This window comes from Mesobacillus foraminis, assembly GCF_004340465.1.
GTDB classification, from domain to species: Bacteria; Bacillota; Bacilli; order Bacillales; family Cytobacillaceae; genus Mesobacillus_B; species Mesobacillus_B foraminis.
The window spans coordinates 208056-222418 of the sequence record NZ_SLVV01000010.1 but is presented as its reverse complement, the minus strand read 5'-3'; the positions used below and the strand labels follow the sequence as shown (position 1 = coordinate 222418).

16 protein-coding genes are annotated in these 14363 nt (G+C 44.7%); 9 read left to right on the top strand and 7 right to left on the bottom strand.

Annotated features, from left to right (window positions below):
* The first annotated feature begins 175 nt into the window (after window positions 1–175).
* The 3 genes from EV146_RS19195 to EV146_RS27150 all read left to right on the top strand — a co-directional run bounded on the left by EV146_RS19195 (window position 176) and on the right by EV146_RS27150 (window position 1999).
* The gene (locus EV146_RS19195; RefSeq protein ID WP_132009757.1) at window positions 176–961 is read left to right on the top strand and encodes an alpha/beta hydrolase; all 786 of its coding nucleotides are present in this window, start codon (window positions 176–178) and stop codon (window positions 959–961) included.
* 161 nt (window positions 962–1122) lie between these two features.
* On the top strand, window positions 1123–1368 hold the full coding sequence (locus EV146_RS27155; RefSeq protein WP_158287144.1) for a hypothetical protein: 246 nt from the start codon (window positions 1123–1125) through the stop codon (window positions 1366–1368).
* Between the two features lie 364 nt (window positions 1369–1732).
* Window positions 1733–1999 carry a hypothetical protein gene (locus tag EV146_RS27150; protein ID WP_158287143.1) on the top strand — a complete coding sequence of 89 codons (267 nt, stop codon included), beginning with the start codon at window positions 1733–1735 and terminating at the stop codon, window positions 1997–1999.
* Window positions 2000–2070: 71 nt separating this feature from the next.
* On the opposite strand, the gene EV146_RS19190 is transcribed toward EV146_RS27150, so the two are convergent.
* The 3 genes from EV146_RS19190 to fdhD all read right to left on the bottom strand — a co-directional run bounded on the left by EV146_RS19190 (window position 2071) and on the right by fdhD (window position 5211).
* Window positions 2071–2835: an NAD-dependent epimerase/dehydratase family protein gene (locus tag EV146_RS19190; RefSeq protein WP_132009630.1), complete on the bottom strand. Its 765-nt coding sequence runs from the start codon at window positions 2833–2835 to the stop codon at window positions 2071–2073.
* A gap of 160 nt (window positions 2836–2995) precedes the next feature.
* Complete coding sequence (locus EV146_RS19185) at window positions 2996–4264, bottom strand: erythromycin esterase family protein (RefSeq protein ID WP_132009627.1); 1269 nt, start codon at window positions 4262–4264, stop codon at window positions 2996–2998.
* Between the two features lie 149 nt (window positions 4265–4413).
* Window positions 4414–5211, bottom strand: coding sequence for a formate dehydrogenase accessory sulfurtransferase FdhD (gene fdhD, locus EV146_RS19180; RefSeq protein ID WP_132009624.1), 798 nt, complete (start codon window positions 5209–5211; stop codon window positions 4414–4416).
* A 652-nt stretch (window positions 5212–5863) separates the two neighbouring features.
* Between fdhD and fdhF the strand changes: the two genes are divergently transcribed.
* Both fdhF and EV146_RS19170 read left to right on the top strand, forming a co-directional pair.
* Window positions 5864–8788 carry a formate dehydrogenase subunit alpha gene (gene fdhF / locus EV146_RS19175; RefSeq protein ID WP_132009755.1) on the top strand — a complete coding sequence of 975 codons (2925 nt, stop codon included), beginning with the start codon at window positions 5864–5866 and terminating at the stop codon, window positions 8786–8788.
* Between the two features lie 15 nt (window positions 8789–8803).
* Window positions 8804–9289 carry a helical membrane plugin domain-containing protein gene (locus tag EV146_RS19170; protein ID WP_132009621.1) on the top strand — a complete coding sequence of 162 codons (486 nt, stop codon included), beginning with the start codon at window positions 8804–8806 and terminating at the stop codon, window positions 9287–9289.
* Window positions 9290–9382: 93 nt separating this feature from the next.
* On the opposite strand, the gene EV146_RS19165 is transcribed toward EV146_RS19170, so the two are convergent.
* The 4 genes from EV146_RS19165 to EV146_RS19150 all read right to left on the bottom strand — a co-directional run bounded on the left by EV146_RS19165 (window position 9383) and on the right by EV146_RS19150 (window position 11872).
* Complete coding sequence (locus EV146_RS19165; protein ID WP_181215939.1) at window positions 9383–9643, bottom strand: hypothetical protein; 261 nt, start codon at window positions 9641–9643, stop codon at window positions 9383–9385.
* Window positions 9644–9672: 29 nt separating this feature from the next.
* Entirely contained in the window at window positions 9673–9987 is a 315-nt protein-coding gene (locus tag EV146_RS19160; RefSeq protein ID WP_132009615.1) for a DUF3892 domain-containing protein, read from the bottom strand.
* 116 nt (window positions 9988–10103) lie between these two features.
* Window positions 10104–11006, bottom strand: coding sequence for a superoxide dismutase (locus EV146_RS19155; RefSeq protein ID WP_241993968.1), 903 nt, complete (start codon window positions 11004–11006; stop codon window positions 10104–10106).
* A 146-nt stretch (window positions 11007–11152) separates the two neighbouring features.
* The gene (locus EV146_RS19150) at window positions 11153–11872 is read right to left on the bottom strand and encodes a rhamnogalacturonan acetylesterase (RefSeq protein WP_132009752.1); all 720 of its coding nucleotides are present in this window, start codon (window positions 11870–11872) and stop codon (window positions 11153–11155) included.
* A 351-nt stretch (window positions 11873–12223) separates the two neighbouring features.
* On the opposite strand from EV146_RS19150, the gene EV146_RS19145 reads away from it, so the two are divergent.
* The 4 genes from EV146_RS19145 to EV146_RS19130 are packed head-to-tail and all read left to right on the top strand — an operon-like array spanning window position 12224 to window position 14323.
* Window positions 12224–12529: an antibiotic biosynthesis monooxygenase family protein gene (locus tag EV146_RS19145; protein ID WP_132009609.1), complete on the top strand. Its 306-nt coding sequence runs from the start codon at window positions 12224–12226 to the stop codon at window positions 12527–12529.
* Window positions 12526–12906, top strand: coding sequence for a globin family protein (locus EV146_RS19140; RefSeq protein ID WP_241993967.1), 381 nt, complete (start codon window positions 12526–12528; stop codon window positions 12904–12906). Before EV146_RS19145 ends, EV146_RS19140 begins: the two co-directional genes overlap by 4 nt.
* Before the next feature lie 12 nt (window positions 12907–12918).
* Window positions 12919–13590 carry a cobalamin B12-binding domain-containing protein gene (locus tag EV146_RS19135; RefSeq protein ID WP_241993966.1) on the top strand — a complete coding sequence of 224 codons (672 nt, stop codon included), beginning with the start codon at window positions 12919–12921 and terminating at the stop codon, window positions 13588–13590.
* Window positions 13577–14323, top strand: coding sequence for an STAS domain-containing protein (locus EV146_RS19130; protein WP_132009603.1), 747 nt, complete (start codon window positions 13577–13579; stop codon window positions 14321–14323). Before EV146_RS19135 ends, EV146_RS19130 begins: the two co-directional genes overlap by 14 nt.
* Window positions 14324–14363: the final 40 nt, after the last annotated feature.

Here is a 14363-nt window from a genome sequence, read left to right as displayed (position 1 = left end):
GTACTTTAACGAAACGCACGGTGCCTGACCCACTTTAGCACTTTACTGAACTGCATGGCGCCTTCCCCCGGCAGGAAGATATGAAATATTGAATATCATGTAATCGAATGATTATACCCGTGCGACAGGATTATCGATATAATCAGGATAGTTCAATTACATAGGAGGTTTCATGATGACTTATCTTTTATGGCCGCAACATGCCAATGGCCCCAGGCAGGAATTTTCGCCTACATTAACCCCCTACCTGGCGGAACGAAACGACAAGCACAGTGCGATCATTGTCTGCCCGGGCGGAGGGTACCATCGCAGGGCCCAGCATGAAGGCGAGCCGGTCGCTAGATGGTTGAACTCTTTGGGAATTTCCGCTTTTGTTCTCGATTACCGGGTATCTCCCAACCGGCACCCTGCCCCGCTGTCGGATTGCCAGCGAGCGATCCGCTTTGTTAAGCATCATTCAGAACAATGGAATATTGATAAATATAAAGTTGGCATTCTTGGTTTTTCTGCGGGTGGCCATCTCGCTGCTTCAGCCTCGACCCTCCATCGCCTGAGATTCTATGAAGCCAGTGATCTGATTGATCAGGAAAGTGCCCGGCCGGACCTTGCCATCCTTTGTTATCCAGTCATTTCCTTAATGGATCATTTCCATGAAGGATCCCTGCATAACCTGCTAGGAGAATATCCACCCGATCAGCTGCGGGCTGCGTTATCGAACGAAAAAAATGTTACCGATTCTACACCGCCCACATTTCTATGGCACACTGCAGATGACGCATCCGTGCCAGTTGAAAACAGCCTGATGTATGCCCAGGCTTTAAGTAAAAAGAAGATACCATTCGAAATGCATATCTTTCCAAGCGGACGCCACGGGTTGGGACTTGCGGAGGATGATTCTGCAGTAAGCAAATGGTCAGATTTGTGTGAAACCTGGCTGGCTTCACAAGGATTTGGGGAATAAAGGGGACGTTTGCCGCGTCCTTTTTTTTAAATAATTTGCTACCTGGTAAGGCGAAGTGGAAGGTAATTTGGAAATAATACGTTAAGGTACTTTCTAAAAATGAATCTCGGAAAATAAGAGGAGTTGTTTGAAAAATAGAGAGGATTGTTTGGCAAATAAATGTGGCTGGGTGGAACATAAATCCTGGATTTTGGAAAATAAGACCCCTCTTTTGGAAAATAAAAATTCAGTTCGACCTCTTACAATGGCTCTATAAAAATAAATTGCTGGTTTTGGAAAATAAAGTGCCTGGCTTGGAAAATAAATTCGGCTGGGTGGAACATAAATCCTGGATTTTGGAAAATAAGACCTCTCTTTTGGAAAATAAAAATTCAGTTCAACCTCTTACAATGTCTCTTAAAAAATAAATTGCTGGTTTTGAAAAATATAAGGCCTGGCTTGGAAAATAAATACGGCTGATTGGAACATAAATCCCGGGTCTTGGAAAATAAGACCCCTCTTTTGGAAAATAAAAATTCAGTTCGACCTCTTACAATGTCTCTTAAAAAAATAAATTGCTGGTTTTGAAAAATATAATGCCTGGCTTGGAAAATAAATGTGTCTCTTTGGAACATAAATCCTGGATCTTGGAAAATAAGACCTCTCTTTTGGAAAATAAAAATTCAGTTTGACTTCTCTCAATGGCTCTAAAAAAATAAATTGCTGACTTTGAAAAATATAATGCCTGGCTTGGAAAATAAATGTGTCTCTTTGGAACATAAATCCTGAATCTTGGAAAATATGATCCCTTCTTTGAAAAATAAAAATCAGTCCGATCTCTTACAACGACTCTTAAAAAATAAATTGCTGGTTTTGAAAAATATAGTACCTGGCTTGGAAAATAAATTCGGCTGGGTGGAACATAAATCTGAAATCTTGGAAAATAAGACCCCTCTTTTGAAAAATAAAAATTCAGTTCGACCCCTTACAATGTCTCCCGAAAATATTGAACCTACATGGCAACTAAATCCTCCATTTTTCGAATCTCTCAATAAATAAGATCCCACCTCGAATTCAACCCTCAGCCCTTCTAAAAAAAGATGCCCGCTATTAGGGGCATCCGTTCCTCATTATTCTTCTCCCTTTTTGAGCACATCCATGGCATTTTCTTTGGATACAAACCCCAGCTCTTTCCAGGCCGTCTCTGTTGACCACGGTTTTCCCGGATTATCCGACACTCCGTAGTAGGTTCCGTATTTGACCGTAGATTGGAGAGCGAGATCAAAGAGCTGGACTGTATCTGCATGGGATAACAATGTACGGTGCAGCCGGTCCTCTTCCCTGACGGTTTTCAGCTCGTCCGGCTGGACGCTCCCGATTCGCAAGTTGATGATGGACAGGTTGTTATCTTCTTCCCGGGCAAGGATATGTCCGATATTTTCGGAAGCCAGTTTTAATACCCCGTACAGGCCCCTGGAATAGGGATAGTCATTCGTATTAATTTCCCGGCCCAGAGAAGAGAAGCCATTGTTTTCATAATAATCGGTGGTATGGTTGCTGCTGGCGAATACGACCTTAGGGATTCCTAATTCAATCGCCGCACGGAAAGTATAGAAAGTTGCCATAAAATGGACCTGGGTCATTTTATGGAACTCCTCTACTTCCTTTAAATCATTGTCGGTTTTAACAGTTAGCAAGTGGATAAGGGCCTCCGAATCTTTCGGAATGCTGTTCAGAAGCATTTCGTAATTCGTGGCATCCACTTCAATAAAATCGTCGCCATGGGCCGGGGCTTTTTTATCAAGGATGGCAATTTCGTATTTATTCCTTAATCCGTTGCATAACACGCTGCCAATTGTTCCAGCGCCGCCTATTATGGTTATTTTCTTTTTCATAAAGACTCCTCCATAAATCGTTCTGAAATCGATTACAGCCAATACGTAAATTTACCCTTCCTTTTCAAAAAAATACATAAAAATCCTTTTTTTCTAAAAATCCCCCGACCAAGAGCAGAAAACAGCCAGTGCGGTTAAGCCGGCACTGGCATCTTTATTCCTATTCAGCATCTTTAATGGTCAAGGGAGATAGCGCCCTGGTTTCATCAATAAATAAAAAGGCATCGTATCGCTGGGACATTCTCGATGGAACATAGTTTCCGAGGTGTTCGAACTCCGGGTTATAAACAACTCCAATGGCGCGATGCCCTAGCACATCGGCAAATTCAGAGGAGTTTTCTTCATTAAAGATAAGATATTTATTAAAGGGCCCGGCCTTGTGCAAAAGATCTTCCCAGCTCCCTGCTTCTGCTTCAGGCACCGGTAGCGCTTCCACTGCACTCCCCCACTCACGTGAAGCAATGACGGTTCCCCGATGCGTGCCAAATCCAGCTGCAAATACTCTGCTTCCGTAATCTTCCCTCAGCAGCTGCCCGACATTGACAAGTCCTTCCTCGGCCATGTCTGTGGCACGAGCATCACCGATATGGGTATTATGCTCCCAGATAATGGCTTTGGCCCCTTCCCCATGAGCTGTCATGAGGCTCTCGAGGGCGGTCACCATATGGGTATCCCGAATATTCCAGTCTTCTGGCCCCTGGTTAGCCATCGCCCTGTAGTACCTTTCAGCATTCAGCATGACTAGGCTGTTGATTTCCACATTCAGGTCTGTTTCTTCCCTGCTCTCCAGCTTTCGGTTTTTTTGCAGTTCAACCAGTACCCTGATCACTTCTTCATTGCAGTCTTCTCCGTAATAAGTCGCCGAAATAGCGTAATTTTCTGGCCTGCGGTCAAAAGGTTCAAAGCAGGAAAATGCCTTCTTTGCTGCTTCCACACTTTCAGGTGACACCTTCTCCAGCTGCTGGATGACTTCATCCATTGACTCCCACAGACTATAGACGTCCAGGCCGTAAAAACCGACCTGCTGTTGATTTTCCTGATTATATTCCTTGAGCCACTTTACCAGATCCAACACTTCTTCATTGGCCCACATCCAGGTGGGCCAGCGGTTGAAATCTTTTAGGGCCTCCAGCGCCGTTCCATCCCGGTACCCCTTTATATACTCATTCACGGTAAAGCAGGAAGGCCAGTCACCCTCTACCGCTACAAACGAAAAACCTTTTTCTTTAATAAGCTTCTTCGTCAATTCTGCGCGGATCGTATAAAATTCTGATGTCCCGTGGGATGCCTCCCCCAGTAAAACAAAATCAGCATTTCCCGCTGCTTCAACGATTTTATCCAAATCTTCATAGGAATCAAATCGGACAGCATGCTCTTTGATTGACTGTAGTACTCTTTCTTTGTTCGCCACAGTTAGCCTCCTCTGCATTCACTATTTTTCCTATTTTACCCGGCTGGGGAAAGTTGAAGGTTGGAAAATTATAGTTAATCCAAAGCATAGAGCAGTTTTCGAAAGCTTCCGGATTTTAAAAGGTTAAAGGCAGTCAACAATATCCTTACAGATTTAAACAGCCACAATCAAGATGGGATTTGAATTCGCTCGGGGCAAGTATATACATTTAACGACTGATTCCGGATAAATCCAACGGTAGTAATCTGCAATTCTTCTGCCAATTTTAACGCTAATTCTGTCGGGGCGGATTTTGTCAGCACCATTTCACAGCCGATTTTTGCCACCTTGAGTAAAATTTCCGATGAAAGCCGGCCGCTGAACACTAAAATCTTATCACCAATGGAAATATTGTTTTTTAAACAATGACCATAAATCTTATCAAGTGCATTATGTCTTCCGATATCCATTCTGCTTAACACAATCCCATCGGCATCGCAAAGAGCGGCATTATGGACACCGCCAGTCTGATGAAAGGTTTCTGCTGAGATCTGCATCTCATTCATCAACCGGAAACAATCATCAATGGAGATCTTTACACGCTTCTTGTTCATTTTTTTGGCAGTAAGTGCATCATTGACGAAGACGAAACCCTGCCTGCTCATTCCGCAGCAGGAGGTAAGGTAACGTTTATTTTGGAAATTACGGGAAAGAACATTTGCTTTTTCCGTTTTTATATGGACAAATCCGCTTTTCTCCTGAACCCATAGATCCTCAATATCCTGGTACTTTTTGATGATTCCTTCAGAGGCTAAATAACCTATGACCATCTCATCTATATGCTCAGGGGTACAGACCATCGTAACAAATTCCTGCCCATTGATTTTCACCGTAACCGGGTATTCTATTACAATACTGTCTTCGGTTCGCTCCGTATGGCCGTTGCGAAAACGGAGAATTTCCCGGCTTACTTCTATTGGTGCCATCGTCATACTCCCCTTTTAGGTGATCATTTGATTAAACATACAGGGACCTGTAAAAAGGTGGACCAGCCTCGCACCCACTAGCGCCTTCGTCTCTTTTAGAGGCTGGAACTTCCTGAAATATTTGCTGTATGGCCCATTTCTTATCCACTTTAGTATTTGCAAGGAATAATTAAGTGGATGTTAGATTTCCATTTAACGTCGGGACAGCCTAATTTCTACAATAACGTTTTGTATCCGTTCAATCCCTTGCCAGTCGAATGTGCCGGCTATGGATTATGTCATAGAATTCCCGTATGTTCTTGACATCCCGTTATCCCTCCAGTTCAGCCATTAGCTTTGTTTTATTGTTGTTTCTCCCTTATCAGTTTTTAAATAAAAGTATTTCCAATTAAAACAGGTAAAAGTGGCTTCGTGTAAATTGACAGAAAATTTCATATTGTTAATTTTAAATGAAAACGCTATAATTACAATATTTAAGATTGATAATATTTGGGATCGGTATTTTAGCGAGATGTAAATGAACTATTCCACCATGAAGCTTTCCACCGTCTATCAGGGTGTCTGTCTTCAGGGTGTTTTTTTATTTTTTAAAGGGGGAGCAAGACCCATGAGCAATAGTCTGGTTCAAATGTTAAAAACCGTTTCAAAAAACATGATTGACATAACCATTGATGGCCAAAGGTATAAAGCCGAGGAAGGCTCAACGATCTTGCAGGTTATTAACCAGGTTGGGATTCAGCACCCTCAAATCTGTTATCTGCCTGAAGTGGACCCGATCCAAACCTGCGATACTTGTATCGTCGAAGCTGATGGAAAACTTGTGCGCTCCTGTTCTACTGGAATTAAAAATAGCATGGACATTCAATTAAACTCGGCCGGTGCTAAGGCTGCACAAGCCGAAGCAATGGATCGCATCCTGGAAAACCACCTGTTGTACTGTACAGTTTGTGACAATAATAACGGCGACTGCAAGCTGCATAATACTGCGCAGCTAATGGAAATCGAGCATCAGAAGTATCCTTATGCACCAAAAGCGGATGCAAGCGAAGTGGATATGTCCCACCCGTTTTACCGTTATGACCCGAATCAGTGCATTGCCTGCGGCCAGTGTGTGGAGGTCTGCCAAAACCTCCAAGTGAATGAAACGTTGTCGATTGACTGGGAAGCCCAAAGGCCCCTCGTGCTTTGGGATAAGGGTTCTGCCATCAATGAGTCTTCCTGTGTAAGCTGCGGCCAATGTGTCACTGTTTGCCCATGCAATGCCCTGATGGAGAAGTCCATGCTTGGCGAAGCAGGTTTTTTGACCGGGCTGGAAGAAGAGATTATCACTCCAATGATCAATCTGGTAAAAGCGGTCGAGCCTGGCTACAGCGGCATTTTTGCTGTATCAGAAATGGAAGCCGCAATGCGAGATACCCGCTCCAAAAAAACAAAAACGGTCTGTACATTTTGCGGTGTTGGCTGCACCTTCGAGGTCTGGACAAAGGACCGGATAATCCTCAAGGTACAGCCTTCTGAGGGACCGGTAAATGCCATTTCCACTTGTGTGAAAGGAAAATTCGGTTGGGACTTCGTAAACTCGGAAGAACGGATTACAAAGCCCTTAATCCGGAAGAATGGTGTTTTTGTAGAATCGACATGGGACGAAGCCCTCCATTTAGTTGCTGATAAATTGGGCAGTACAAATGAGCAATATGGGAAAGGATCCGTCGGCTTCATTTCCTCCTCGAAAATCACCAATGAAGAAAATTATCTCATTCAAAAGTTGGCCCGCCAGGTATTTGAAACGAATAACGTGGACAATTGCTCACGATACTGCCAGTCACCGGCAACAGATGGTTTGTTCAGGACCGTCGGAATGGGCGGTGATTCCGGGACGATTAAAGATATTGCACAGGCCGGCCTTGTTATCATCATCGGTGCCAATCCCGCTGAAGGGCACCCTGTGTTGGCCTCGAGGGTTAAACGTGCCCATAAGCTTCGCGGGCAGAAGCTGATTGTGGCCGACCTTCGCAAAAATGAAATGGCCGAGCGGTCCGATATTTTTATCAGTCCAAAACAAGGGACAGATCAGGTATGGCTGATGGCTGTGACCAAATATATAATCGACCAAGGCTGGCATGATGAAAAATTTATCGAAGAAAATGTTCATTTCCTCGAGGATTTAAGGGAGGTTCTTGAAAACTACTCCCTTGAGTATGCCGAAACCATTACCGGGATTCCAAGAGGGACATTCATCCAGGTGGCAGAAATGATCCGTGATGCCGATGGAACCTGCATCCTGTGGGGAATGGGTGTTACCCAGAACACAGGCGGCTCCGATACTTCAGCTGCCATTTCCAACCTGCTGCTTGCGACAGGCAATTACCGCCGTCCAGGTGCTGGAGCCTACCCTCTCCGCGGACATAATAATGTCCAGGGAGCATGCGATATGGGAACACTTCCGGCCTGGCTGCCAGGCTACCAGCATATTACTGATGATGATGCACGGGCCAAATTCGAAAAAGCTTATGGTGTAAAAATTGATGGAAAACCTGGTCTGGATCACATTCAGATGCTAAAAGCGATTGAAAATGGTCACATGAAAGCCATGTATCTTGTAGGTGAAGATATGGCGCTTGTTGACGCCAACGCCAACCATGTGGATGAAGTATTATCAAGCCTCGAGTTCTTTGTTGTCCAGGATATTTTTATGTCTAGGACCGCTCAATACGCTGACGTAATTTTGCCTGCCGCCCCATCCCTTGAAAAGGAAGGAACGTTCACAAACACAGAGCGGCGCGTCCAAAGGCTGTACCAGGCCCTGCCAGCACTTGGGGATTCCAGGCCGGATTGGTGGATTGTCCAGGAAATCGCCAACCGTTTGGGAGCTAGTTGGAACTACAGCCATCCGGGCGATATTTTCGACGAAATGGCCGGCCTCTCTCCTCTTTTCAGCGGAGCAAATTACAAGAAGCTTGAAGGCTGGGGAAGCTTCCTCTGGGGAAGCAATGAAGGAGTGAGCACCCCGCTTCTTTATGTTGATGGCTTTAACTTCCCGGATAAAAAAGCCCGGTTTGCTTTATCGGATTGGGTTCGTCCGGCGAAATTTCCCGAGGAATATGACCTTCATATCAACAATGGCAGGATGCTGGAGCATTTCCATGAAGGCAATTTGACCAATAAATCCAAAGGGATCCAGGCGAAAGTGCCGGAAATTTTTGTTGAGGTGTCACCAGAACTGGCTCAAGACCGCGGGATACAAAATGGTTCGCTTGTCCGCCTAGTTTCTCCTTATGGGGCGGTTAAATTGAATGCACTAGTGACCGACCGTGTAAAAGCCAACGAGCTTTATCTGCCGATGAACTCGGTTGAAAAAGACTCTGCGATTAATTTCCTGACAGGGCCAGCTGTGGACCAGCGGACAAATACTCCAGCCTACAAACAAACGAAGGTCCGGTTGGATGTTTTACAAACAGACGGAAAAAATCCGCTGCCGAAAACCAATCATCGCAACAAAAAGCGGTATCCTCAAAATGGCGCAGAAGTCGAACGGAAATGGAAACGCCCTGGTTACGTTCACCTTACAACCAACTAAAGAGGAGGAATGTTGATGGCAGCCCCAATTACAACCATCCAAAAGCACATCCCGACAAAGGAAGAATTGCAGCAGCAAAAGCTTGAAGACTTAAAAGCTCTGCTGACCGAGAACGAGGAAACGCTGAGCAGCATCCTTAAAATCGCAGGCGAACTGAACGAGGCCGGTGTCCTGGATGCAGCAAACGCCATTCTGCAGGCAAAAGAAAAAATCGCCAAGATTGCCTTGGGCCATGTTACACGCGAACCTGTAACAAGTGTGATCAATCATCTTATGGGCGCAGCGGGTGTCCTGACAAGCCTTGATCCCGAGATGACATCAAAAGTCACAAGCAGTATAAAGACAGGGCTGGAGGAAGGAAATAAACATCTTGAAACAAACAGCAAAATTAACATATTGGACCTGTTAAAAGCTTTGCAGGACCCGGATATTAATCGGGCGGCAGGCTTTGGCCTCCACTTCCTCAAAGGGATGGGCAAAGGGCTAAAAGAAGATGAATAAAAAAGACGAGAGGAGTACCCGGGACGGCTGGGCACTCCTCTCTCTCATATTGGCTTTTATAAAACTGCGCACCTCAAAGTAAGGTTCTTGTCATTATGAATGGTAAAAGGATAATACCTTCTCAAAATCGGCTATTAAAATGTTCAGTTCCTCCTTGGATAAACGAACAGGCATCTGATCATACAGGGTGATAATCTGCCCATCCTCATCATCAAGGTTCTTTTTCAAATAGTCATATAAACCATGAAGCTGGTTTTCTTTCAATACCGACTCTGTATGGAAATTTTTAATTTTCTGCAGGGTAAACACATTGCTGGTTTCATCAAATTCACCTTCAATAATGGCGCCTTGCATATTCAAAGGCTTGCACCTCCACGAAATCATTAAAAGCCTGGCAGCTGATCAAGGTTATTCTCTTTGACCCCGTCCGGTTCACTGCGGATGATATCCCGGCCGTATTTATGAAAAACATCGACATGAGCGAGCAAGCCGGCCTTTGCTTCATCCAGGGCCGTTAAATAATCCAGCTCCCTTCCGCTCTCCGTTTTGAAAGCGATAATGTCACCATCATCATTTTTACGGACCGCCACGATTTTTTCTTTCCCATTCTGAGTCTCTTGTGCGGCCTCTGCCCTGGCCTGTCCTTCTGCCTGGTTCTTATACTCATTAAAGATTTGATTAAAGTCTTTTTGTTCCATTCCTTAAAACACCTCCAGAACATACGTTTAGTTTGTTCTGTTCCTGGAATTTTATGTAGCACGTTGTTTAGGGAATAAAACGATCCATCCGCCAGTACGGATGGATCACCTTCATGTTAGAACGGCTGCCACCTTAGCTTTTGTGCGGCCTGGAAACGCTGTTCAACTTCCTTCCAATTAACAATGTTCCACCAATTTTCAACATAGCGCGGCCTTTCATTCTTATACTGAAGATAATAGGCATGTTCCCAGACATCCAAAACAAGCAGAGGAACGACATCCCATTGAGTCAGGTTCTGATGCTTCTCGGCAGTCAGAATCTCAAGACGGTGGGAACGGGGAGCCCAGACAAGAATCGCCCATCCTACACCCTCAACATTTTTGGCAGCTTCAGAGAAATGCTTTTTAAATTTCTCAAAGCTTCCAAAAGCAACGTTAATCGACCTTCTAAGTTCCCCTCCTGGTTTTCCGCCGCCTTCCGGAGTCATGATGTTCCAAAATATCGTGTGCAAATAGTGGCCGGCTCCATGGAACGCGGCTTCTCTCTCCCAATGCTTAATAAGTCCAAAATCCCCTGTCTCCCGGGCCTTCTGCAATTCTTTTTCAGCTTTATTCAGTCCATCCACATAGCTCTGGTGATGTTTACGATGATGCAGTCTCATGATTTCCTCGGATATCACTGGCTCCAGGGCATTATAACGATATGGAAGCGGAGGCAGGCGGTGCCCTCCGATTGGGACCGTTTGCTCTCTTTCTTCTTCCGGAGAATTCGTTGGAAGGTCAGCACGTATAAAAAAACTGTTTAGCTCTTTATATAGGGATTCCGCGATATTGTACAGTTCAGAATCATTAAGTATCTCGTTTCCTGCTTCTCTTTTTAAGGAGAAAAAGTTCTCTTCCCATTGCTGGATCGCCTTTTCTTCATTGTCCCCCAGCAGCTGTTCCCGAATCGGAGCCCAATTGGCTTCCAGATCCCTGCACCAATCCCCCAAAGACTCTCTAAATGATTGCTCAGTCAATGCTATTCGCCTCCCCAGGATAAACATCTTTACAGCATATGATGGAAATGGGCGAATGCTTCATAAAAAAACATGTTTTTCCCTTCATATAAAAAAGAACCGCACCCAACATGAGTGCAGTCACGAAATCCTTCCTGATAGGACAGTTATTTAATGATATGATTCCTGAGAGGGAGAATGTCTAATTCTTCAATTCCTTCGATAACCAGATTGGCAATCGCTATTGCTCCTTCTTCCTGGAAATGAGTGTTATCCTTTGCCCCGTCGGGATAGTTGGGACTGCTTCCAGGTTCCAGCCAAAGGATCATCCTTTTGGTCTTTTCGGGCCCAAGCTCCTGGAACAATGCTCTGCTTTTACCTTCCAGGTCGATGACCGGCACATTCTCTTCCTTGCCCAACTCTTTCATGGCTGCTGGATACTCGCCATGTGAATTGATTGCTGCTCCATTCTCATTAAACCGCCTGCGTTCCACTGGAGTAATGAGAACCGGGATGGCTTTTTTCGCCTTCGCACCATCAATATATTGTTTAAGGCTGCTTTTATAGGTGGAGTATGGTTCAGTGTAACGAGCAGGATCTTTTATTTTTGCATCATTATGGCCAAACTGGATAAAAAGGTAGTCACCTTCATCAAGCTGCCTCAGAATTCTTTTAAGTCTGCCTTCGTCGATAAAACTCTTTGAGCTTCTGCCCGGCTTCGCTTCATTTATAACAACGACACCATCGTCGAACCTTCCATTTAACATCTGGCCCCAGCCTGCACGGGGCGCCAGGGAATCATTATAAGTGGAGACCGTCGAATCACCTGCGAGAAAGACCGTGACTTTTGCCTTGTCCCTTATTGCGGAGGTTCTTTCCGCTTTCATAGAAGGAATTCCCCAAAAAATCATGACCGGAACCAACACCACAACTATGCCAAACAGCAGACTTTTCTTGAACATCCCCTTCTGTTCCCCCTTAAAAGATGCACTATAAACTTAAGCTTGCTCAATTCATAAAAGGAATATGACGAGGACGTTAAGACTTACAGTTAAATAATTTTGAATTTCTCCCTACCACCATCATATCGGTTTACTCTTCAATTTTTTGACAAAAATATGACAAAAAATCGAACTTTTAAAAGGCTCAGCTGGGCATCTATTTTTGATACCTCATTTCTTAAAGGGTATAATTGATTTATATTTTTATAGATAGGGTATTTATTGGAGGGAACCATATTGTATATTGTCCACTCAACCGTGAAAGTCCCCGAGGAAAAGATCGATGAGGTTATTGCGATTTATCAAAATCGATCAAAATTTGTTGATGAATTTGAAGGCTTTATTTCCTTTCAATTGCTGCAGAATGAACAGTTCCCAACAGACTTGACCGTACAGATCTGCTGGGAGACAAAGGAAGACTACGTCAAGTACATAACAAGCGAGGCCTATAAAAAGGTACACCTCCTCGAAAAGAATTATCCTGACCAGGACCTTGCTTCCATAAAGCCGGTTGTTCAGCGATACAGGAGGGTGGCTGAATGAATGCAGCCAGGATGGATTCGATTATTGAGTATGTGACCGAGGGAATTTACAGGGACTACCCTGCCCTGCTTGAAAGGTTTGGGGAACGCGGCCGCGAGAAATGCCGTGAGGACAATGAACACCATATCAGGCACCTACAGACGTCCCTTAAGCTTGGTGACCATCAATTTTTTATCGATTACGCTCATTGGCTGAACGGGATCCTTACATCAAGAGGAATGGAAACCAGCCATCTTATTGACAATTTTGAAAGGCTTCAGGAGGCTTTCTGCCAGGTTGATCCAACATCCGAGGACACCCCTGCCGCTTTAACATACAATGAAATTCTGGACTACGCAATTGCTTCTTTAAAAGAAGCCGCAATAAAAGCTGAGTAACAAAGCATTGAGGTGAAAGTTTTGCAGGAATACGGAAAAGCACTGTCCCTGCTCCTTCTCGAGGGGGATCAGGATGCCGCATGGAGATTGGTTGACGAGATCAGCAAGTCCGGCAAAAACAGCCTCTATATCTATGAATCTGTGATTACTGGTGCGATGAGACATATTGGTTATTTATGGGAAACAAATGAAATCTCGGTTGCTGACGAACACCTTGCTACTTCGACCAGTGATTTTTTGCTGGCCCGGTACCTTTTTGAAAAGAAAAAGGGCCAAAAGTCTGTTTCTGCAAAAAAAGCCATGTTTCTCTGTGTCGAAAGTGAACAGCATTACCTTGGTTTAAAAATGACCTCCCAGCTGTTCAGTGAAGCAGGCTGGGACACGAGGTTCCACGGTCCCAACCTTCCGCTTGAATCCGTAAAGAAAGCAGCGGAAGAATGGAAGCCCGACGTGATTTGCCTGTCCTTTTCGATTCTTTATCACGCCGAACACCTTGGCCCGTATATTGGAGGGCTTGAGAAATTGCCAAACCGGCCGACCGTCATTGTTGGCGGCCGGCTGGTCGAAAAATACGATTTTTCACGCCACGGCACGAATCGGACCATTTTTATGAATAATCTGGAAGACGTGCAAAAATGGCTTGAACGTCATCCTCCTGGAGTGAAGTCTAGTGTCGGATATTAAATTTTTGCCGCAGCCCTATTTTATGCTTAATAGGAACTTTGAGATTCTTGCGGCTTCGGATAAAAGCTACGAGGTGTTTGAAACAGCTCCTAATTTCCTGGATTTGGTGGACTGGGAGAGCAGAAGAAAAGCCGCACATTTCCTGGCGTTGAAGGAAGGAACTAAAGAGAGCGAACTCATTATGAAAACGAAGGAATCGCCTTATGCTCTTTTTGATGTCAGCATCAACTGGAACAGCGGGGATGGCCATATCCTCTGCATCGAAAAGGACCATCGTCTTGCCGAGCTTGAGAATATCGTAGAAAAACATCGGCTCCGGCTCGCAGAAACCAACCTTGAACTTTTAGAAAAAAAAGAGCAGGTCGAACAAAATCTTTATGAGATTAAAAGCCTGTCCTGCCCTTTTATCAAACTGACCAAAACAACCGCATTGGTTCCCCTTTTCGGTGATCTAGATGACGGGATGATCCGGCAGAATGAAGAGAGAATCCTGAATAAAACCCAGGACGGCCATTATGACTACCTGTTATTTGACTTTAACGGTGTCCGGAATCTTACCGAAGCAGGAGTTGCCGCCTTTGTGTCCATAATAAACGAGCTTCAGCTCATGGGGATTTCGCCAAGCATCATCGGCATCAAACCTAACCATGCTTTTTACCTCAACGGCCACCCGTCCAAGCTGAATGTTCCGTTTCTAAGCAGCCTCAGTACTGCTCTTAAAAAGACAATATGACAAAGCAAGCACCCGGCAATTTTTGGGGTGCTTGTTTTGT

Coding starts and splice junctions, on each gene's coding strand:
- fdhF (WP_132009755.1), top strand. CDS start 5,864: ATGATTGACATAACCATTGATGGCCAAAGGTATAAAGCCGAGGAAGGC.
- EV146_RS19140 (WP_241993967.1), top strand. CDS start 12,526: ATGAATGCAGCCAGGATGGATTCGATTATTGAGTATGTGACCGAGGGA.
- EV146_RS19190 (WP_132009630.1), bottom strand. CDS start 2,835: ATGAAAAAGAAAATAACCATAATAGGCGGCGCTGGAACAATTGGCAGC.
- EV146_RS19195 (WP_132009757.1), top strand. CDS start 176: ATGACTTATCTTTTATGGCCGCAACATGCCAATGGCCCCAGGCAGGAA.
- EV146_RS19170 (WP_132009621.1), top strand. CDS start 8,804: ATGGCAGCCCCAATTACAACCATCCAAAAGCACATCCCGACAAAGGAA.
- EV146_RS19165 (WP_181215939.1), bottom strand. CDS start 9,643: ATGCAAGGCGCCATTATTGAAGGTGAATTTGATGAAACCAGCAATGTG.
- EV146_RS19160 (WP_132009615.1), bottom strand. CDS start 9,987: ATGGAACAAAAAGACTTTAATCAAATCTTTAATGAGTATAAGAACCAG.
- EV146_RS19150 (WP_132009752.1), bottom strand. CDS start 11,872: ATGAAAGCGGAAAGAACCTCCGCAATAAGGGACAAGGCAAAAGTCACG.
- EV146_RS19185 (WP_132009627.1), bottom strand. CDS start 4,264: ATGCAGAGGAGGCTAACTGTGGCGAACAAAGAAAGAGTACTACAGTCA.
- fdhD (WP_132009624.1), bottom strand. CDS start 5,211: ATGGCACCAATAGAAGTAAGCCGGGAAATTCTCCGTTTTCGCAACGGC.